At 59.1% G+C, this 19,436-nt stretch carries 20 protein-coding genes; 2 read left to right on the top strand and 18 right to left on the bottom strand.

The genetic code is table 11. From position 1 onward, the window contains the following. Nucleotides 1-35: 35 nt before the first annotated feature. From J7380_RS00730 to ybgC, 11 genes are all read right to left on the bottom strand, one after another. Nucleotides 36-1,712, bottom strand: coding sequence for a formate--tetrahydrofolate ligase (locus J7380_RS00730; RefSeq protein WP_209194046.1), 1,677 nt, complete (start codon nt 1,710-1,712; stop codon nt 36-38). 186 nt (nt 1,713-1,898) lie between these two features. Then, nucleotides 1,899-2,474: a sulfurase gene (locus tag J7380_RS00725; protein WP_209194045.1), complete on the bottom strand. Its 576-nt coding sequence runs from the start codon at nt 2,472-2,474 to the stop codon at nt 1,899-1,901. Between the two features lie 92 nt (nt 2,475-2,566). Then, complete coding sequence (ftsH, locus tag J7380_RS00720) at nt 2,567-4,483, bottom strand: ATP-dependent zinc metalloprotease FtsH (protein ID WP_170354920.1); 1,917 nt, start codon at nt 4,481-4,483, stop codon at nt 2,567-2,569. 76 nt (nt 4,484-4,559) lie between these two features. Further along, the gene (tilS, locus tag J7380_RS00715) at nt 4,560-5,813 is read right to left on the bottom strand and encodes a tRNA lysidine(34) synthetase TilS (RefSeq protein ID WP_209194044.1); all 1,254 of its coding nucleotides are present in this window, start codon (nt 5,811-5,813) and stop codon (nt 4,560-4,562) included. Then, nucleotides 5,810-6,634 (bottom strand): tol-pal system protein YbgF, encoded by an 825-nt coding sequence (gene ybgF / locus J7380_RS00710; protein WP_209194043.1) that lies wholly within the window; start codon nt 6,632-6,634, stop codon nt 5,810-5,812. The genes tilS and ybgF overlap by 4 nt, the downstream gene beginning before the upstream one ends. A 4-nt stretch (nt 6,635-6,638) precedes the next feature. Continuing rightward, nucleotides 6,639-7,151, bottom strand: a complete 513-nt coding sequence (gene pal / locus J7380_RS00705) for a peptidoglycan-associated lipoprotein Pal (protein ID WP_209194042.1) — start codon at nt 7,149-7,151, stop codon at nt 6,639-6,641. Between the two features lie 87 nt (nt 7,152-7,238). Beyond that, the gene (tolB, locus tag J7380_RS00700) at nt 7,239-8,558 is read right to left on the bottom strand and encodes a Tol-Pal system beta propeller repeat protein TolB (RefSeq protein WP_209194041.1); all 1,320 of its coding nucleotides are present in this window, start codon (nt 8,556-8,558) and stop codon (nt 7,239-7,241) included. Then, the gene (locus J7380_RS00695) at nt 8,555-9,661 is read right to left on the bottom strand and encodes an energy transducer TonB (RefSeq protein ID WP_209194040.1); all 1,107 of its coding nucleotides are present in this window, start codon (nt 9,659-9,661) and stop codon (nt 8,555-8,557) included. The genes tolB and J7380_RS00695 overlap by 4 nt, the downstream gene beginning before the upstream one ends. Before the next feature lie 9 nt (nt 9,662-9,670). Further along, on the bottom strand, nt 9,671-10,147 hold the full coding sequence (gene tolR, locus J7380_RS00690) for a protein TolR (protein WP_209194039.1): 477 nt from the start codon (nt 10,145-10,147) through the stop codon (nt 9,671-9,673). A 1-nt stretch (nt 10,148) separates the two neighbouring features. Continuing rightward, entirely contained in the window at nt 10,149-10,844 is a 696-nt protein-coding gene (gene tolQ, locus J7380_RS00685) for a protein TolQ (RefSeq protein WP_209194038.1), read from the bottom strand. A gap of 111 nt (nt 10,845-10,955) precedes the next feature. Then, the gene (ybgC, locus tag J7380_RS00680; protein WP_209194037.1) at nt 10,956-11,363 is read right to left on the bottom strand and encodes a tol-pal system-associated acyl-CoA thioesterase; all 408 of its coding nucleotides are present in this window, start codon (nt 11,361-11,363) and stop codon (nt 10,956-10,958) included. Between the two features lie 191 nt (nt 11,364-11,554). Here ybgC and J7380_RS00675 point away from each other — a divergent pair, with 191 nt between their 5' ends. Continuing rightward, a complete protein-coding gene (locus J7380_RS00675; protein WP_209194036.1) occupies nt 11,555-13,249 on the top strand; it encodes a SulP family inorganic anion transporter in 1,695 nt (564 codons plus the stop codon). Between the two features lie 8 nt (nt 13,250-13,257). Here J7380_RS00675 and J7380_RS00670 read toward each other — a convergent pair whose 3' ends face one another. Genes J7380_RS00670 through ruvC form a run of 4 tightly spaced genes read right to left on the bottom strand, consistent with a single transcriptional unit; the run spans nt 13,258 to nt 16,138 of the window. After that, nucleotides 13,258-13,911, bottom strand: a complete 654-nt coding sequence (locus tag J7380_RS00670) for a hypothetical protein (protein ID WP_247742346.1) — start codon at nt 13,909-13,911, stop codon at nt 13,258-13,260. Between the two features lie 31 nt (nt 13,912-13,942). Then, nucleotides 13,943-14,962, bottom strand: coding sequence for a Holliday junction branch migration DNA helicase RuvB (ruvB, locus tag J7380_RS00665; RefSeq protein ID WP_170354911.1), 1,020 nt, complete (start codon nt 14,960-14,962; stop codon nt 13,943-13,945). A 4-nt stretch (nt 14,963-14,966) separates the two neighbouring features. After that, on the bottom strand, nt 14,967-15,644 hold the full coding sequence (ruvA, locus tag J7380_RS00660) for a Holliday junction branch migration protein RuvA (protein WP_209194035.1): 678 nt from the start codon (nt 15,642-15,644) through the stop codon (nt 14,967-14,969). Next, nucleotides 15,641-16,138 (bottom strand): crossover junction endodeoxyribonuclease RuvC, encoded by a 498-nt coding sequence (ruvC, locus tag J7380_RS00655; protein ID WP_209194034.1) that lies wholly within the window; start codon nt 16,136-16,138, stop codon nt 15,641-15,643. Before ruvC ends, ruvA begins: the two co-directional genes overlap by 4 nt. A gap of 333 nt (nt 16,139-16,471) precedes the next feature. On the opposite strand from ruvC, the gene J7380_RS00650 reads away from it, so the two are divergent. Continuing rightward, on the top strand, nt 16,472-16,684 hold the full coding sequence (locus J7380_RS00650; RefSeq protein ID WP_209194033.1) for a DUF1127 domain-containing protein: 213 nt from the start codon (nt 16,472-16,474) through the stop codon (nt 16,682-16,684). 106 nt (nt 16,685-16,790) lie between these two features. On the opposite strand, the gene J7380_RS00645 is transcribed toward J7380_RS00650, so the two are convergent. The 3 genes from J7380_RS00645 to J7380_RS00635 form a co-directional block, all read right to left on the bottom strand. Beyond that, nucleotides 16,791-17,135 (bottom strand): hypothetical protein, encoded by a 345-nt coding sequence (locus tag J7380_RS00645; RefSeq protein WP_209194032.1) that lies wholly within the window; start codon nt 17,133-17,135, stop codon nt 16,791-16,793. A 104-nt stretch (nt 17,136-17,239) separates the two neighbouring features. After that, entirely contained in the window at nt 17,240-18,112 is an 873-nt protein-coding gene (locus J7380_RS00640; RefSeq protein ID WP_209194031.1) for a 50S ribosomal protein L11 methyltransferase, read from the bottom strand. Nucleotides 18,113-18,176: 64 nt separating this feature from the next. After that, complete coding sequence (locus J7380_RS00635) at nt 18,177-19,409, bottom strand: MFS transporter (protein WP_209194030.1); 1,233 nt, start codon at nt 19,407-19,409, stop codon at nt 18,177-18,179. Nucleotides 19,410-19,436 lie beyond the last annotated feature (27 nt).

The raw sequence follows: 19,436 nt of genomic DNA, 5'->3' as shown, positions 1-19,436 counted from the left end.
ATATCCCCGGACCACGAGATGTCTTATTTGCGGGCTTAGAACAAGCCCTCGATCTCGCCTGCGTCGTTAAGGCAGATGGTTTCCGCGGCCGGTTTGCGGGGCAGACCGGGCATGGTCATGATCTCACCGCAGACAACCACGATGAAGCCGGCACCTGCGGACAGGCGGACCTCACGCACCGGAACCGAGTGGCCGGTGGGCGCGCCGCGCAGGGTCGGATCGGTCGAGAACGAGTACTGGGTTTTCGCCATGCAGACCGGCAGGTTACCATAGCCCGCGTCTTCCCACTCGCGCAGCTGGTTACGGATTTTGTTGTCGGCCAGAACCTCATCGGCGCGGTAGATGCGCTTGGCGATGGTTTCGATCTTCTCGAACAGCGGCATCTCGTCAGGGTAGATCGGCGCGAAGTTCGCGGTGCCACCTTCGACGATTTCGACAACCTTCTCGGCCAGCGGGGCCGACCCCTCGGACCCAAGCTCCCAGTGACGCGACAGAACCGCTTCGACTCCGTGATCGGCGCAGTATTTCTTGACCGCATCAACTTCGGCATCGGTGTCGGTGACAAAGTGGTTGATCGCGACGACAACAGGCACGCCAAAGGACTTCACGTTCTCGATGTGACGACCCAGATTGGCACAGCCCGACTGAACCGCGTCGACGTTTTCAGCACCCAGATCAGCCTTGGCCACGCCGCCGTTCATCTTCATCGCGCGCACGGTGGCAACCAACACCACTGCCGACGGAGCGATGCCCGCCTTGCGGCACTTGATGTTCATGAATTTCTCGGCGCCCAGGTCGGCCCCAAAACCTGCTTCGGTGACGACATAGTCCGCCACTTTCAGCGCGGTCTTGGTCGCGATGACCGAGTTACAGCCGTGCGCGATGTTCGCGAAGGGGCCGCCATGGACGAAGGCCGGGTTGTTTTCCAGTGTCTGCACCAGGTTCGGCTGCATTGCGTCTTTCAGCAGAACGGTCATTGCGCCTTCGGCCTTGATGTCGCGGCAGTAGACCGGGGTCTTGTCGCGGCGGTAAGCAACGATAATGTCACCCAGACGTTTTTCAAGGTCTTTCAGGTCGTTGGCCAGGCACAGGATCGCCATGACTTCCGATGCCACGGTGATGTCAAAGCCTGCTTCACGCGGGAAGCCGTTCGACACGCCGCCCAGCGAGGCGGTGATCTGACGCAGCGCGCGGTCGTTCATGTCGACCACACGACGCCATGCAACGCGACGGATGTCGATGTCGCACTCGTTGCCCCAATAGATGTGGTTGTCGATCATCGCCGACAACAGCGAGTGGGCCGAGGTGATGGCATGGAAGTCGCCGGTGAAGTGCAGGTTCATTTCCTCCATCGGAACAACCTGTGCGTAACCGCCACCTGCAGCGCCGCCCTTCATGCCGAAGTTCGGGCCCAGCGAGGCTTCGCGGATACAGATCATCGCGTTCTTGCCGATACGGTTCAGACCGTCGCCCAGACCCACGGTGGTGGTGGTCTTGCCTTCACCCGCAGGGGTCGGGTTGATCGCGGTGACAAGGATCAGCTTGCCGTCTTCGCGGTCTTGAACCGAGTTGATGAAGTCCTGGCTGACCTTGGCCTTGTCATGGCCGTAAGGCAGCAGATCGCCGGATTCGATGCCAATCTTGGCACCGATTTCCTGAATCGGCTTCTTATTCGCTTCGCGGGCGATTTCGATGTCGGATTTGTAGCTCATTGGGCAGGGTCCCTGATTGAATGCCGTGCAAAACCGACGCAGGGCGTCGGCGCTGGTCAACCCATACCGTCGTGTACCGTGGCGATAGATGTGGATTCCGACATAATCATGTCTTGAAACGGCGTAGCGTCACTTACAGGGTGGCGTCACGTAACTTTGATCGTTTCGCATCGGAAAGCCTGTGTCTTAAGGTGCCCAAGCGCGCTGATCGGGAACAAACAACGTCAGGGAATCACCCAAGCTCAGAACACCGGGGCGTTCGACCCAAGCCGTCACACCGCGCCGTCCCTGCGCGGCAGGCTTGAAAGCGGCACCGTGACCGGGCAGATCGGCTTCGACCTCGCGTCCCGGTATCACACAGGGGCGGTTCTCCATGTCGATCGTGATCGTTACTCCATCCGGCCCTTGCAGGCGCGATGAAGGGGGCACATGGGTGAAGTCAGGGATGCCCTTCAACAGGATACTGACCCCAAGATAGGACGGATCGAGCGTGTCCAACCCCATCTCGGTCGCAGTTTCCTGCATTTCCTCTTGGGACAACACCGAGAGCTGCCGTACATTTCGGATTTCCGTGCCCTTCGGATAGATGTTTGTCATGCGCACACAGGACGCGCGGTTTTCCCCCTCGTGTCGTTCTCCTGCAACCCCCGCGAACCCAAGAGACAATGAGGCCGCGGCCTCGGCCCTGATGGAAGCCCCAGCCGGCACCTGACCAAGCCAGACAACTTCGGCCGTGAATTCCGTTTTGCGTAAGACCGGCATGGCTTCTCTCCTTCGCTCTGCTCCAGTCGCCACTAGAATGCAGGCGCACGGGAAAGAAAAGAAAAACCCGGGTCTTAGCCCGGGTTTTTGAATTATGCCGTCGGTTCCGGCTCCATCCCGCCATCGGGTGGAGATTTTTTGACCTTGGTCTTTGGGATAGCCGTCACACTGGGTGCGCTGCCTTCGTCCGGCTTGTCACTTTCGTCATCATCTTCGGTTGGCTTGTCACCGTTCATGACGCGCTTGATCTCATCGCCGGTGAGGGTCTCATACTCCAGCAGGCCTTGGGCCAGACGTTCCCATTCCTCGTTCTTGTCGGTCAGGATTTGGTGAGCGCGCTCATACCCTTGCTGGATCAGGCGCTTTACCTCTTCCTCGATCAGCTCTTTGGTATGGGCCGAGACCGAGAAGCCAGCGGTGTTACCCTGATAGCCCTCATGCGCTTCGGCATAGTCGATATTGCCAACCTTGTCCGACATGCCCCAGCGCATCACCATCGCGCGCGCCAATTGACTGGCCTGCATGATGTCGCCGGCAGGACCGTTCGAGACGTGATCTTCACCATACTTGATGACCTCAGCAGCCTTACCGGCCATAGTCATGGCCAGCTTTTGCTCGCATTCATCGCGGTGATAATTCAGGCGATCCATTTCCGGCAGCGAGACCACCATACCCAGCGCACCACCGCGCGGAATGATCGTCGCCTTATAGACCGGATCGCAGAGCGGCAGTTCCAGACCAACCACAGCGTGACCGGATTCGTGATACGCCGTCTTTTCCTTCTGATCCTGCGTCAGCACCATGCTGCGACGCTCGGCCCCCATCATCACCTTGTCCTTGGCGTTCTCGAAATCTTCCATGGTGACAAAGCGGCGGCCTACACGCGCGGCCATCAACGCGGCCTCGTTCACGAGGTTCGCCAGATCAGCACCCGAAAACCCCGGCGTCCCGCGCGCGATAATGCGCAGATCGACATCGGGGCCCAAGGGGGTCTTGCGCGCGTGAACGCCCAGGATCTTCTCACGACCTTTGATGTCAGGGTTGCCAACGGTCACGTTCCGATCAAAGCGGCCCGGACGCAACAGCGCGGGGTCCAGCACATCCTTACGGTTGGTAGCCGCCAGAATGATCACGCCTTCATTGGCCTCGAACCCGTCCATCTCGACCAGCAACTGGTTGAGGGTTTGTTCGCGCTCGTCATTGCCGCCGCCATAACCGGCACCACGATGACGGCCCACGGCGTCAATCTCGTCGATAAACACGATACAGGGCGCGTTTTTCTTGGCCTGTTCGAACATGTCGCGCACACGGGATGCACCAACACCCACGAACATCTCGACAAAGTCCGAGCCTGAGATGGTGAAGAAGGGCACGCCTGCCTCGCCCGCAATCGCACGAGCCAGCAGCGTTTTACCAGTACCCGGAGGGCCGACCAGCAGTGCGCCCTTAGGGATCTTACCACCCAGACGGCTGAACTTCTGCGGGTTGCGCAGGAATTCAACGATCTCTTCCAGCTCTTCCTTGGCCTCGTCGATACCAGCGACGTCGTCAAAGGTCACGCGGCCATGCTTTTCGGTCAGCATCTTGGCCTTGGACTTGCCAAAGCCCATCGCGCCGCCTTTGCCGCCGCCTTGCATCCGGTTCATGAAATAGACCCAGACGCCGATCAACAGCAGGAACGGCAGCAGAGTGATCAGGAAGGACTGGAAACCCGACTGCTGCTGTTTGACCGCCTGCACAGGGATGTTTTCATCGATCAGCAGTTTTGTGACTTCGGCGTCAGCTGGCTTGATGGTCACATAATTCGCGCCGCTTTGCGTGGTATAGCGAATCTGTTCACCATCCAGCGTAACGTTTTTGACTTCACCGCTCTGCGCGGCGGCCACGAAATCGGAATAGGTTCTTTCATTGCTCTGAAGCGTTCCACCCGGTCCGCTGAACAAATTGAACAGTGCAAGGATCAGCAAAAACAGAACGACCCAGAAGGCGATGTTACGAGCGTTGCCCAAGGAAAATCTCCCAAAAGATTTCGGCGGATGCATGTCCGCCGGGTTGCTTCTTAAAATAGAGAGGATTCAAGCAGGTTCAATGCGATAAAAACGAAGAGTGAAAGTCGGGCCATTTCGACACGATTTCTGCGCGCCATCCGTTGCAAAAACCGGCCAATGGGGCCGAAATTAACACATCTTTGTTCCAAATTGCGGGTGAGGCGACTAAAGCCGCACGTGGTTTTCCAAGATCACGCCAACCTGAAACCTGCGCGATGCCCTCTTCACCAAGTGGTTTTATTTGCAAATCGCTTCCGGAGGGGCCGGACAGAATCCAGCGTTTATCCCAAATCTGGTCCGAGCCGCATGTTTCGCCCGAAATCGCGCTTAGCTCTCGACAAATCCATGTTTTCTGCCCCTTTGCGACAAGCGCGCAGCCCCCTAATGTGGCCCCATTTCCCTGTTTGATCGCATGCAGGGCGACATCTACCGCTGATTGGCGCGGCGGGTAGTCACCGCCCGCAATCCATCGGATGCAGCCAATCAACAAGCGACGCCTAATCTCCTGGGGCAGAGCATCAAAGCCCTCGCGATCCAAACAGACATCACCGGACCCCGGAACCAACACCTTGGCAGCGGATTCCTGCGTAAAGTGATCCAAGGCATCACGGGCTTGTGCAAGATTATCAGCAACCCGTGCCAAAGACTCGACCGTTATACCGATTTCACCAAGTCCGACCAACCCATCACGGGCTTTGACACGATCAAACCGGCGATCCTGATTCGAAGGGTCTTCGATCCACTCGACCCCGATCTCGGTCAGGTATTCCCGCAGGGTTTGTCGGGTGATCTTCAGCATCGGGCGCAACAGGACGAACCCGTCACGATCGCGAACAGTCGACATACCGGACAGACCGGTCACACCTGCCGCGCGACCCAAACGCATAAGAAAGGTCTCGGCCTGATCATCTGCAGTATGACCCAAAGCAACCGCACCGATCTGGTTTCGCCGCGCCCAGTCCGCCAGCAAATCGTACCGTGCGCGACGCGCCTGATCCTGAAGGTTTCCCGAGTTTTTCCAACCGTGCCACTCCAGAATGTCATGCGACAAACCCACAGACTGTGCGTGGTCCGAAACCCACAGCGCCTCGGTCGCCGCTTCCGCGCGCAGATGGTGGTTTACCGTCGCCGCACGCAGTTCAATACCTTCGTCATGAGCGAGATCATTCATCAGATGCAACAAGGCGACCGAGTCGCCTCCGCCCGATACGGCAACACCTAATCGAGAAGGCAACCGTTCAGGCAGCCCGGCACGAAGCTCGGATCGTAACCTGTCGGCAAGTGCGCTCAAGAACAGCCCAGCGAGGTCATTTCCTGCGTTGCGCTAGTCGCTGCAGGAGAGGTGGGAAACCGCACTCCGACTTCCCCAAGCGTGATGCATGCCTGATCCCGCTGCCCAAGACGCCCAAGGGCCGAGCCAAGTTCAAACAACGCTTCGGGTGCAAATGCGCCCTCGGAGTCGCCGGTAAAGCTAGCCAGGAAGGCACGCGCAGCTTCGCGCGTGTCGCCGAGGCCCTCAAGCGCTTGCCCGCGTTTCAGATTGGCTTCGGGCGCCAACGGGCTACCCGGGTAAGAGACGTCAAAATTGGCAAATTGGTCGGCCGCTGCTTGGAAATTACCTTCAGCCAATGCTTGCGCCGCAGCATCAAAATCCGCCCGTTCGCCGATTGCCAGCTCTCCCTGATCAATTGTGGCCGGTGCACTGGGCGAGGTCGGGGCTGCGGCAGCAATCTCGGTTTCACCGCCCAAGGTCGAGGTCTCTCCTAGCGCGCTCAGGTCACCACCTTCCAGTTCGACCAGACGGAACTCTAGGTCACCAATGCGGTTGGTGCCATCGGTGACGATATTCTGCACCCGCTGGTTCAACTGCTCGGTCTGACGGGTCAGGCGCTGCAACTCGGCCTCAATCGCACCGACACGTTCAAGAATGGAACTGCCGGACAGGTTCGGCGCCGGAGAGCCCGTCGTCGAAAACTCGCGCTTCAGACGCTGGATTTCCACATGCAACACGGTCAGCTCCTGCCGGATATCGGCCAGGGTCTGCTGATCCTGTGCTTGTGCCACCCCGGCGGTCGCCAGAACCGCCGCCAGAACCCATCCTGCAACTTTCATCGCCTTACCCCAGTGTTGACCCGGTCAGCACAGTAACCGCACGGCGGTTCTTGGAATAGCATTCCTCGGTGCTGCAAATCTCGATCGGGCGTTCCTTGCCATAGCTGACCGTGGTCAGACGGTTGCCCGCCACCCCGCGCGAGATCAGGTATTCGCGAGCTTCATTGGCCCGACGTGCGCCCAGTGCAAGGTTGTATTCGCGGGTGCCCTGTTCGTCTGCGTGGCCCTCGATGGTTGCCACGAAATCCGGGTTCGCCAGAAGCCAGTCCGCCTGACCTTGCAGAACGGTCTGCGCCTGCGGCGACAGGTTCGAATCATTGACCGCAAACAGAACCCGGTCGCCGACGGTCTGCTGGAAATAAGCCGGTGAGCGCGGATCGCTGGGCGATCCTGCCGCCAGTCCACCGCCATTTGCCCCGTTGCCAAAGCCTCCGCCCAGATCGGATGGATCGTTGCTGGTACAGGCAGCCAGAATGCCAAGCGCGCCTACTGCTACCACTTTGCCCAATACGTTCATTTCAAGTGCCTCGTTGTTTTATCTGTTTATTGCCGCCTGTGTAGCACAGCGCGGGTTTCTTGTGAACTTTTCCGACCGCCCCCGCGATCAATTCTGCAGCGGCCCCCAGGACGGATCGCTGCCGCCATCAGGTGTGCGCACCGGGCGCAGGTTTCGGCCCGAGATATCCACCGAATAAAGCGTCGCCCGACCGCTTGCGCCTTGGGTCTCACGGGTGAACATGATCACCCGACCATTGGGCGACCAGGTTGGCCCTTCATCCAGGAAGGACGAGGTCAACAGGCGTTCCTCATCGCCGTTCGTCCGCATGACGCCGATATGGAACCGGCCCTTGTTTTGCTTTGTAAAGGCGATCAGATCCCCGCGCGGCGACCAAACCGGCGTGCCATAGCGCCCTGCACCAAAACTGATCCGCGTCGCCTCGCCGCCATTGGCGGGCATGATATACAGTTGCGGCGTGCCCGAGCGGTCGCTTTCGAACACAATCTGCGAGCCATCTGGCGAATAGCTGGGCGCGGTCTCAATCGCTGGCGTGTTGGTCAGACGAGTGCTTTGCCCCGAGGCCAGATCCATCTTCCAAAGATCGGTATTCCCTCCTTGAATCGACGAATAGACGATCGAGCGTCCATCCGGCGAGAAGCGGGGCGAAAAGCTCATGGTGCCGCCGGGCGTGCTCAACTCGCTACGGCGGACGCGGTCCACGTCCAGCACATAGATACGCGGCTGGCCGGTCTCATAGCTGGTATAGAGCAACCGATCCCCCGTCGGAGAAAAGCGCGGGGCCAGCACGATGGCGGCACTGTCGGTCAAGTACTGCACATTCGCACCGTCGTAATCCATGATCGCCAGACGTTTCAGGCGCTGATCCTTGGGGCCACTTTCCGACACGAAGGCCACGCGGCTGTCGAAATAACCGCCCTCACCCGTCACGCGACTATAGACCTGATCGGCCACCTTATGCGCCATGCGCCGCCAGCCATCCGTAGTGCCTGCGAACTGCAAACCGTTGCCAAGCTCCTGCCCGGAAAACACGTCCCAGACCCGGAAGCGGACCGTCAGCCGATTGCCCGAGACATTCACTGCCCCGGTCACAAGTGCCTCGGCATTGATGGCCTTCCAATCGGCAAATTGCAGCGGAGCCTCAAAGCTGCTGACCCGGCTGATAAAGGCATCAGACGAGATTTCGCGGAACAGCCCGGTACCGGTGAGGTCCGCTGCGACAACTCGCGTGATATCCTGCGCGTACTGAGCCGCAGCGGGACCGTCGGGCACGAAACTGGGCACCGCGAAGGGCAAGGGCTCAATGATCCCCTGATCCAGTTCCAAGCGCAGCGGTCCGTTCTGGGCATATACCGGCGCTGTCAAAAGCGTCAGGCCAAGCAACAGGCTGGTCAGAAATCTTATCATTTGATCCGCATCCTCTCGGGATTGAATGTAATCTCAATATCCTGCCAATGCTCATACTTGTCAGCAGGCAGGTCATATCCTCTGGCTCCACAGCGCAAGATTGCACGCCGGGCGGCTTCGTAGGCCTGTCTTGAAGCGCCGGAAGATCCGCCGGAACTCTCGATCAGCCGCAAGCTGCCGCCTACCACATTGCCATCCGGCGTGAGTGAAAACCCGACGACGACCACAGTCTGCAACGCGTCGGTCGATAGCGACCCTACATTCCAGCACTTGGACACTGCCAAACGCATTGCATCTTTCTCACCACTGGTCAGCGGCGGGCCAGAGGGTTCTGTGCCCTGCCCGAGCGCCTCGGCCAACGCATCTTCGATGGCGCTTTCATCCGCAGTCTGCGGCACAGGTGTCTCGGACTCGGCTTCAGGCGCTTCCGCCACCTCGGGCTGCGCCGGAGGGGTCGGTCGGTTTGGCCGAACCTGCGGACGCGGAGAGCTGCGCGGGGCGTATTCCTTGGCTTCCTCGGCCTCGGTCACGATTTCATATGTCGCCTCTTTGGGGGCGGTTTGATCCTGCTGTTCCTGTTGAACCTCGGCGCCTTCGTCCAAAGACACAGCGGGTGTTTCGATATCATCCGGAGCGGCCTCGGGCGGAGGCGGCGCGACGGGCTCGGGCGCAACCCTGTCCGCAGGGCGCGGCTGTGCTTCGGGCCCCGGCGGCACAGGCAAGGCAACTACGTCCGGCTCGGGAGGTTCAAGCGTCGGGGGTTGTTCTATCACAACTGGTTCAGGTGGTGGCTCAACCGCTTCGGGAACCGTATCAGGCTCCGGCTCAGTCGGTTCCGATACCTCTGGCACCGGCTGCTCTTCTTCGACCTGTGCGGGGGGCGTTGCATCTTCAACCGGGGCTTCGGGTTGCGGCAACGCGGCCGGGGTGGCCACTTCGGGCGCGTCCCGTTGGGCGGTCATTGCCGCAAATTGCTCAGCCGAAATCACAGAGACATCCTGTACGGCCATAGGCAAGGGTTCGGACCGGAACGTACCGCCGAACAAGGCCCATCCGATCAGACTGACATGGGCAATAGCCGAGATCTTGGTGCCGGTATCCACCGTGCCGCCTCACTCTCCACCTTCGTCAAGCGTCGGACCGCCGGTGTCAGTCACAAGCCCGACATTGGAAAACCCGCCCGCATTCAACGCACCCATTACCTGCATCACCTGCGCATAAGGGATCGAGCCATCCGCCCGCAAGAACACGCGGTCACTGCTGCGCTCGGACGCGATGGCGCGCAACCTGCCAATCAATTCTTCACGCTGAACATCTGTCGTCTGAATCTGCACCTGACCATCAGCGGTCAGCGTCACGGTCAAGGGTTCCTCATTGTCACCGGGCAATGCGCTTGCCGCCGTCTTGGGCAGATCCACCGGCACCCCGACCGTCAACAAAGGTGCGGCCACCATGAAGATGATCAGCAGCACCAGCATGACGTCCACAAACGGGGTCACGTTAATCTCGGCCATGGGCTGCGCACGACCGCGACGCCGTCCGCGTCTGCGCCCATTCCCGCCCGAGCTTTGCTGAACCGCCGCACCCATCTTAGCTGTCCAACTGGCGCGACAGGATGGTGGCGAACTCGTCGGCAAACGCCTCGTAACCGCCCACGATCCGATCACTATCCGCGCTGAGTTTGTTGTAGAAAATCACCGCCGGGATCGCGGCTAACAAGCCCAGACCGGTCGCCAGCAAAGCCTCGGCGATACCGGGGGCCACAACCGCCAGGTTGGTGTTTTGCTGCTCAGCGATCTCGATAAAGGCGTTCATGATGCCCCAAACCGTGCCGAACAGGCCGATAAAGGGTGCGGTCGAACCTACCGTTGCCAAGACAGGCAGACCCTTTTGCAGCGTCTCAGCCTCTTTCGCGATGGCCACATCCATCGACCGGTCGATCCGGGCCGTTGCCCCGGCGATCAACCCGCCATCCGTACGGTGCGAGCGACGCCATTCGATCATGCCCGCAGCGAAAATCTTTTCCGAACTGCCGTCAGGCTGTGTGCCGATCTGTTCGAACAACTCATCCAGGGGGTTTCCGGACCAGAACGCCTCATCAAACACCTGCGCCTCACGCCGGGCGGCCCGATAGTTAATGATTTTCTGAATGATAATCCCCCAAGACCAAACCGACGCACCGATCAGCATCAGCATCACCAATTTGACGATAAAGGTCGCGCGGGCATACAGCCCCCACATGGAGAAGTCGATCTCCTGCGCCAGCGCCAGCGTTTCAGCTTCCATGAACCTGCTCTTTAGTTTTTGCCTGACGGCCGTTTCTTTGGCCTTGTTTTGATAAACGCTAACGCAGTTGGATATGAAAAGCCAACAGAACCACCCGGGCGGCCGAAATTGTTACATCAATGCGCGAATCTCTGCCGGAAGACGCACCGGTTTGCCCTGTCCATTCATACAAACTGCCGTGACCGAGGCAGTGAATACTTCGGTTTCCCCTCGCGTCACGCGCTGTGCCATCGTTAATCTGGCACCCGAAAGCGCCGTGATCCAGGTTTCGATCTGCAGCTCATCATCGAATTTAGCTGTGGCCAGGTATTCAGCTTCGATTTTACGCACGACCCAGACAATGCCAGCATCCCGCATCGCGTTCTGGTCGTTACCAATATTGCGTACATAGTCCGACCGGGCACGTTCAATGTATTTCAGATAGTTCGCGTGGTAGACCACGCCGCCCATATCGGTGTCTTCATAATAAACCCGGATTGGGAAAATGTGCTTTTTCAACGCGTCTAAATCTTGGGTCATGATCTGAATTCCGGCCACATAAGGACTTCTGAACAAACGGGGCATCCCCTATTCCAAACAGATGCATGTCCGCCGTGCCACCTGCAATCCCCTAGACCTGTTAATTTTCGTGATCAGGTACAGACGCTCGTATTCCAACGCTCCTCCCGATACACTTTCACTCAGGAAACCGACATCGCATAGGGGGCAACGTGGCAGGTAAAGGCCGAGAAAACAGGGCGCTACCGATTTTTCAGGGCATTCTGCCGCTGAACCTGTCCAGACTGCCAACCGAGATTCTGGCGGGCCTGACTTTTGCCTGCCTCGCGATCCCTGAGGTGATGGGATACACCAAAATCGCAGGCACTCCGGTCGTGACGGGCCTGTACACTATCCTCATCCCAATGGCACTGTTCGCAATCTTCGGATCTTCGCGGCATTTGGTGGTGGGCGCAGATTCAGCGACGGCGGCAATTACAGCTTCAGCGCTGGCGGGCATGGCGGTTTCGGGATCCAACGAATATCTGGCCCTTGCCTCCCTCCTGGCGTTGATGGCCGGGGTATTGCTGATAGTTGCCCGAGTTATCGGCTTAGGTTTTCTTGCGGATTTCTTGTCCAGAACGGTGCTTGTTGGGTTCCTTACCGGCGTCGGTATCCAGGTCGCGTGCGGTGAACTTCCCGGCTTATTGGGGATCGAGACTTCCGGACATGGCACAATCGCAAAGCTGGCAGATACCGCGCAACAGATTGATCAGATCAGTTCCGGTACGCTACTGGTGTCCGCTGCTGTTTTAGTCATCGTCTTCGGCTGCAAACGCTTGTCGAACAAAATTCCGGGGCCTTTGATCGCCATTATCGGCGTCATCCTGTGCAGTTGGGCGTTCCAACTCAGCGCATCAGGAATTGCAGTGCTTGGCCCTGTCCCCAGCGGTTTGCCATCCCTGTCCATTCCAAACGTCGGCTGGAGCTGGAACCTGTTCAAACAATTGCTGCCGACGGCCATTTCGATCTTTGTTGTCATCCTGGCACAAAGCGCAGCAACCTCGCGCGCGTACGCTGCCCGGTATGATGAGCGCTTCAACGAAAACACTGATTTGATCGGGTTGAGTCTGGCCAATATTGGCGCTGCGTTCAGCGGGACTTTTGTGGTTAACGGTAGCCCCACAAAAACCGAAATGGTCGCCAGCGCGGGTGGGCGCAGTCAGATTGCGCAGCTGACCACCGTGCTGATCGTGCTTATTGTCATTCTGTTCCTGACAGGTCCACTGGCGTATCTGCCTAACGCCGCCCTGTCTGCCATCGTGTTTCTGATCGGACTTAAACTGATCGACGTAAAGGGTCTGATCGCGATCTATCGCCAGGCGCGGTCCGAATTCTGGATCGCAGTGGCAACCGCCGCAGTTGTTGTGCTGGTTGGAGTCGAACAAGGGATCATTCTGGCGATGGCCCTATCCCTGATCGACCATACGCGACGCGGCTATCACCCCAGAAACACCGTGATCGTGCGCAATAAAACTGGCGAAGGCTGGCGCGCCAAATCCATCGCGCCACCCAACCAATTTGACCCCGGACTGGTGATCTATCGTTTTTCCCACAGCCTGTATTATGCAAACACGCAGCGGCTTGCAGATGAGATCCGGGCGATCACGTCGGACCCACAAAACGATATACGCTGGTTCTGCCTTGAAGCATCGGCCGTAGATGACGTGGACTACTCCGCCGGTTTCACGTTGCGCGACATGTACCGGATGCTGGACGCACAGGGCATTCGTTTAGTTTTCTTACTTGTCTCACCAAAGGTGCGCGCGGAACTGGACAGGTACGGCGTCACCGATCTGGTCGGAGAGGAAGCCTTTTTCACCGACGAGACCGCATTGCTGTCAGCATTCCACAGCAAAATCCCCTGAGGTTCGACCTAGTGGCCTGCCTGCAGACGCGCGAACAATCGTAAAGCATGTGCAGAATCCTGCGTTGCCCCTGGCAACACGGGGTCGTAAGCGGCCCGGATCAACGCGGCGACATCGGGGCGCAACACTGTTGTTTCACCGGCCACAGCCAACGGTGATTGCGCCCGAAAAGCGGTGTCAGACCAAAGCAATATTGTCTGCACCACCTGGCTAAGCGCCAGGGTTTCAGCCGGAACTTTCGACAGCTCATCGTCCATGCGAAGAAAGACAAACGCCGCCCGAATTGCACCATCCTCTTCGAACCGGAAAACGCGGTATTGATTGGCATCTGCCGCGACCAGTCGATCCACTAAAGGCGCAAGGTCGGGGACGAGGCGGTCCAGATCGGGAACCTCCAGCAACTCCTTCCAGTCGCGGAAAAAGAAGACCATGCAGTTTGCGCCCAACTCGGGGTCGGTTTCTGCCATCTTGTGCCCGGCCAAGGTTACAACCGCCTCAAACGCGCCTTTGACGGTGGCGAGCGTATCGTCCTGCACCCCAAAAACGATCGGGACGATTGGGCGTCCCCAGCGGGCGAACAGGAACTCTCCGCTTTCGCGGGTGAACAGGGTTTGTATGTCTTCAGGGGTCACACGCAATCCTCGACACTGGGTGGCTGCCATGGCGCACCCATAAAAGTTCTGGTCTCAGGCTTCAACCAAACAGATCGCTTTGCCCCTTGGGCGCGGCCATACCCAAATGCGTCCACGCCTTTTGCGCCAGCATCCGCCCGCGCGGTGTGCGCTGGATCAGGCCTTGTTGCAGCAAATAGGGCTCGATCACCTCTTCCAGCGAGTCCCGACTTTCCGACAGCGCCGCCGAGAGCGTTTCGATCCCCACCGGTCCCCCAGCGTAATTTTCGGCAATCAGCTTCAGATAGCGCCGGTCTGCACCGTCCAGCCCCAGATTGTCCACGCCCAAACGTGTCAGCGCGCCATCGGCCAGTTCCTGCGTGATCCGCCCGTCGCCTTCGACGATGGCGAAATCCACCACCCGACGCAGCAGCCGCCCCGCGATGCGCGGCGTGCCGCGCGACCGGCGCGCGATTTCACGCGCGCCTGCGTCGTCAGCGGGCGCACCCAGCTTGCGAGCATTACGGGTGACGATCTCGTGCAGTTCATCGACCGTGTAGAATTGCAGCCTTGTCGGGATGCCAAAGCGGTCACGCAAGGGCGTGGTCAGCAGACCCATTCGCGTGGTCGCTCCGACCAGAGTAAAGGGTTGCAACTCAATCCGAACGGTGCGCGCGGCGGGGCCTTCGCCGATCACCAGATCCAGCTCAAAATCCTCCATCGCCGGGTACAGAACCTCTTCGACGGCGGGATTCAGGCGGTGGATTTCGTCGATAAATAGAACGTCGCGTGATTCCAGATTGGTCAGGATCGCCGCCAGATCACCCGCCTTGGCCAGCACGGGGCCAGAGGTCATGCGGAAATTCACCCCCAGCTCGCGCGCCATGATCTGCGCCAGCGTTGTCTTGCCAAGGCCCGGAGGACCATGGAACAGCGTATGGTCCATCGCTTCGCCCCGCTGACGCGCCGATTGGATGAAGATGCGCAGGTTGGCGCGTGCTTCGGCCTGACCGATGAATTCATCCAATCCCTGAGGGCGCAGGGCGCGATCGTTATCCTCGGGCAGAGGGTCCGGGCGCAGGGTGGGATCCGCGTCAGTCATTCATTCAGCCTTTCGGAGCCAGCAGTTTCAACGCCGCCCGGATCAACTCGGCCTCGCCCGCATCCGGCAGGCTGGCGGCCGCTTCGGCCACGGCCGAGGCCGCCTCGGACGGGCCGTACCCCAGATTGGACAGCGCCGACAAAGCCCCAGCTGACGCGGCCGCATTGCCCGAGGCCGGATTCGCCGCCCGTTTCGGCGCAGGCGCGGACTCAACCAGTTCGACGGCGTCCAGCGCAGGACCATCCATCGCTTCGGTCACGGTGCCGCCCATGGCCATGACGCCCGGCGCTTTGTCTTTCAGGTCCAGAACAATGCGCTGCGCCGTTTTCGGCCCCACACCCTTGGCCGCCTTGACCGCGCCCCAGTCACCCAGCGCAATCGCCCGGCTGACGCCATCCGGGCCCAGCGCCGACAGGATCGCCAAAGACACTTTGGCCCCCACCCCCTGCACCGAACACAGCAGGCGATGCCATTCCTTCTCGACCAGAGACAAGAACCCATACAATTGCATCAGGTCTTCCCGCACGACCATGTCCGTATAGATCGAGACCGCCTCACCCACGCTCGGCAAGGCCGCCATGGTCCGGTCCGAGCAATAGACGATGTACCCAACCCCCCGCACGTCGATCAGGACGTGATCCGCCGCGCGATAATCCAGCCGGCCTGTGAGTTTGCCAATCATGCCCGCACCTCTTTCATCCGCGCCTGTGGCGCCGAGCCGTAATAGGAATGACAGATCGCAATCGCCAGCGCATCTGCCGCATCCGCGCCTTTGGGCTGACACCCGGGCAGCTGCAGCTTTACCATGTGCAAGACCTGCTCTTTCTCGGCGTGCCCGACACCTACCACCGTTTTCTTGACCCGGTTCGGCGCGTATTCCCCTACCGGCAACCCCGCCTGCGCCAAAGTAAGCAGGGCAACCCCGCGCGCCTGGCCCAGTTTCAGCGTGCCCGCACCGTCCTTGTTCACGAAAGTCTGCTCGATCGCGGCTTGATCGGGTGCGTGTTCGGCGATCACCTCGACAATCTGGTTGTGCAGCGACAACAGCCGCTCGCCCAAATCATCCCCATCCGATTTGCACAGCCCGTTGGCCACATGGCTCAGGCGGCTGCCATGCGATTCGATGACGCCCCATCCCAGGGTTCGTAGCCCCGGATCAATGCCCAAAATTCGCATGTTGTGCCCCAGCCTGCTCGGGTTTTTGTGATCTTTCTTACGGGTTAGCACGAAGCGTGAACATTTTCCAAGCGAATTGACGGGCGGGCTAAAAACGACAGACCTGTTTCGCCACCGACAAATCAGTCAATTTACGACAGCGGAAAGCCTGTTTTCGACATGTTTTATGACCGTAAAATGGCCATAATATTAAAGGGTTTTCACAAATTCCGAGACTTGCAAAAAACGCATAGGACACATGCGTTTTCATCACTTGCAGTGTCAGAACGACACCCCTAAATGCCCGTCAAATCGAATGACACTCATGGAACTCTAACCAGAAGGAAACAGGATATGGCTGCACTGGATACCACCCACGCCACCACTGGCTCATTCGGCCCTGCTGGCCGTATCGGCGGAATTTTCGCATCGGCCGTAAACGCCGTTATCGAATGGAATGACGCCCGCATGACCCGTAATGCGCTGAGCGGTCTGACAGATCGCGAACTGGAAGATATCGGTCTGTGCCGGGGCGACATCGACGTCGTAGCAGAAGGCCGCCGGTAGGGATTAGCACACCCCCACCACTCACAAGCCCCTTTCTCCCTCGGGGGCAAAGACGAACGCCGCGCATTCATCTATGCGCGGCGTTTTTCGTCAGAGCAGACGAAACTCAGGGCAAATATTTGGCGACCTGAGTTGAGAGAAACGAAGAAAGCGGGTCGATCTGCATGATCCAAGCACCGGCCTTTTCGACCTCGGTCCCTTCGGCAAGGCTGTCCACGCGATACTGATACCCACCTGCCCCCAAACTTGTGAGCAAGAAAGTTTTGAACGCGATAAAGCCCACAAAAGCCATCAGCAGAACTTTGACAGGCACAGCAGACTGCACACGCTGCGGCCTCATCACCACAAGGCCATCTTTGCGCATAGTTGCGCGATAACCCCGGCTAAGCTTGGCGTGCTTTTTGTTCAGGCGATGAATGCGCTGATCAAATTCCAGTTGTTTTCCAGTCATGGCAGCCTCCAATAACCGCCCCCGATATCCATGCTTGAACGGTAGAAAGAGATTGCGCCAAAAAAGTGGCGGGAATCCATAAAACTCCTGTAAATGGCCCTAATTTAGCCCTGTTTGCTTAAGATTAGCGTCGTCCACTCGCCAATCTCGGCCCTTTGGGTAAGATTGAACCCGTTTTGAGAATAAACAAACACCACATCATCGGCCTGTTCGTTCAGGATTCCGGATAGAATCGCGTATCCGCCTGCTTTAAGATTCGCCCCGATCTCGGGTGCCAACGCGACTAAAGGGCCTTTCAGGATGTTGGCAAAAATCAGATCGTAGGGTGCATGCGCTTTCAGGTCGGGATGGTCGAACCCTGCCGCCTCGACGCATTCCACCTGTCCGGCCATGCCATTGGCTTTCAGGTTCGCCTCGGCCACATCGACGGCCACCTGATCAATATCGCTGGCGATGATATCGCCCTGCCAGACCCGCGCTGCGGCCATGGCCAGAACAGCGGTGCCGCAGCCGATATCGGCCACCTTCGTCGCCTCGAACCCATCGTTCAGCAGATGATCCAGCGCCTTGAGGCACCCCAGCGTTGTGCCGTGATGCCCGGTGCCAAAAGCCATCGCGGCCTCGATCAGCAGGGGAATGCGGCCTTCGGGCAGTTTGTCGGCGTCGTGGCTGCCGTAGACAAAGAAGCGCCCGGCCTCGACCGGGGCCAGCTCGCGGCGCACATGGGCGACCCAATCGGTTTCGGGCAGTTCCGAGACAACAAAGGGCTTGGCCTCGAATGCGGCGGCCAGAACGGCCAGCGCGGTTTCATCCGGGGTTTCGGTGAAATAGCCGCCAACTTCCCAAAGGCCCGAGCCGTCCTCGACCTCGAACACACCAACGCCGGTGGGCTCGGGCTCCAGACGCTCCATTGCTTCGCCCAAGCCTTCGGCAGCTTTCTTGCCCGTCAGAGTGGTCAGCGCAGTGAATGTGGGCATGGGGGCCTCCTGTTTGGGTTTCCACTGCGCCTAGGCCGCCGGGCAGGCAAGGTCAAGCGCTGGCTTATTCCGCAGGGGCCGGGGCGTATTTTGACAGGATGGTTTCATTGCCCGGCTCGGGGTGGCGCGGGATCAGCAGGGACAGCGCCAACGAGATCAGCGCCATCGCCGCCGCCAGCGCAAACACGGCCCCCGGAGAGACCACCCACAGCAGCCCAAGCAACGCCGGCAGGAACACGGCGGCGATGTGGTTGATGGTAAAGGCTACGGCCGCCGTGGGTGCAATATCCGCCGGATCGGCTATTTTCTGGAAATAGGTTTTCAGCGCCAATGCCAGCGCGAACAGCACATGGTCAATCACATACAGGATCGCTGCCAGCACCACGCCCCAGCCAAACCAATAGATGCCGCCATAGGCCGCGAAAACGATGGCCAGACCCGCATATTCAAAGATCAGCGTACGGCGCTCGCCGAACACGGATACGGCTTTGCCCAGCATCGGGGCGGCGGCCATGTTGATCACCAGATTGATCAGATAGAGGCTCGTTAGCTCATGCACCTCGAACCCGAATTTCTCGACCATCATGAAGCCTGCGAAGACGACAAAGATCTGCCGCCGCGCACCTGCCATGAATTGCAGCGCGTAATACAGCCAATAGCGTTTGCGCAGGATCAGCTTTTTGGTCTGCGGCGTGGGCGCTTCGAATTGCGGATAGGCCAGCAGGCAGAACAGCGCCAACAGGGCCGTCACGCCGCCCGCCGCCATGAAGACAAGGTTATAGGACAGATCGAACCGGTCCCATGTCAGTACGATCAAACCGTAAACCACTGCTGTCGCCGCTGAGCCCATCGCCACCAGCCAGCCGAGCACCTGCGGCGCGCGATCCTTGGGCAACCATTGCAGCTGCAGCGACTGGTTTACCGTCTCGTAATAGTGAAACCCGATCGAGCTGAACAAGGTCACAAACAACAGCCCGCCGAGGCTGGGGAACCACGCCGTGATCGCCGTCGCGACCCCCAGCATCATCAGCGAGATCATCGCCAGCACTTGCTCGCGGATAAAGATGATCACCGCAATCACACCAACGGCCAGAAAGCCCGGAATTTCGCGAACGGTGTGCAGCAGACCAATATCCGCTCCGTCGAAATTTGCCACTTCGATAACGAAATTGTTCAGCAGCGCGCTCCATGCGTTGAACGCAATGGGCATCATCAACGCCATCATGAACAAGAGCGTTATGGGACGGCGCCAGAACGGGAGGCTCTGCGCGTCAGAGAGCGGCATGGGTTTCAGCATGACACCGCTCTACGCTCATTTTTTCGG

Source organism: Ruegeria sp. R8_1 (assembly GCF_017743815.1).
Classification (GTDB): domain Bacteria; phylum Pseudomonadota; class Alphaproteobacteria; order Rhodobacterales; family Rhodobacteraceae; genus Ruegeria; species Ruegeria lacuscaerulensis_A.
The sequence above is the reverse complement of the archived record's forward strand: the minus strand, read 5'-3'. Positions and strand labels throughout refer to the sequence as shown.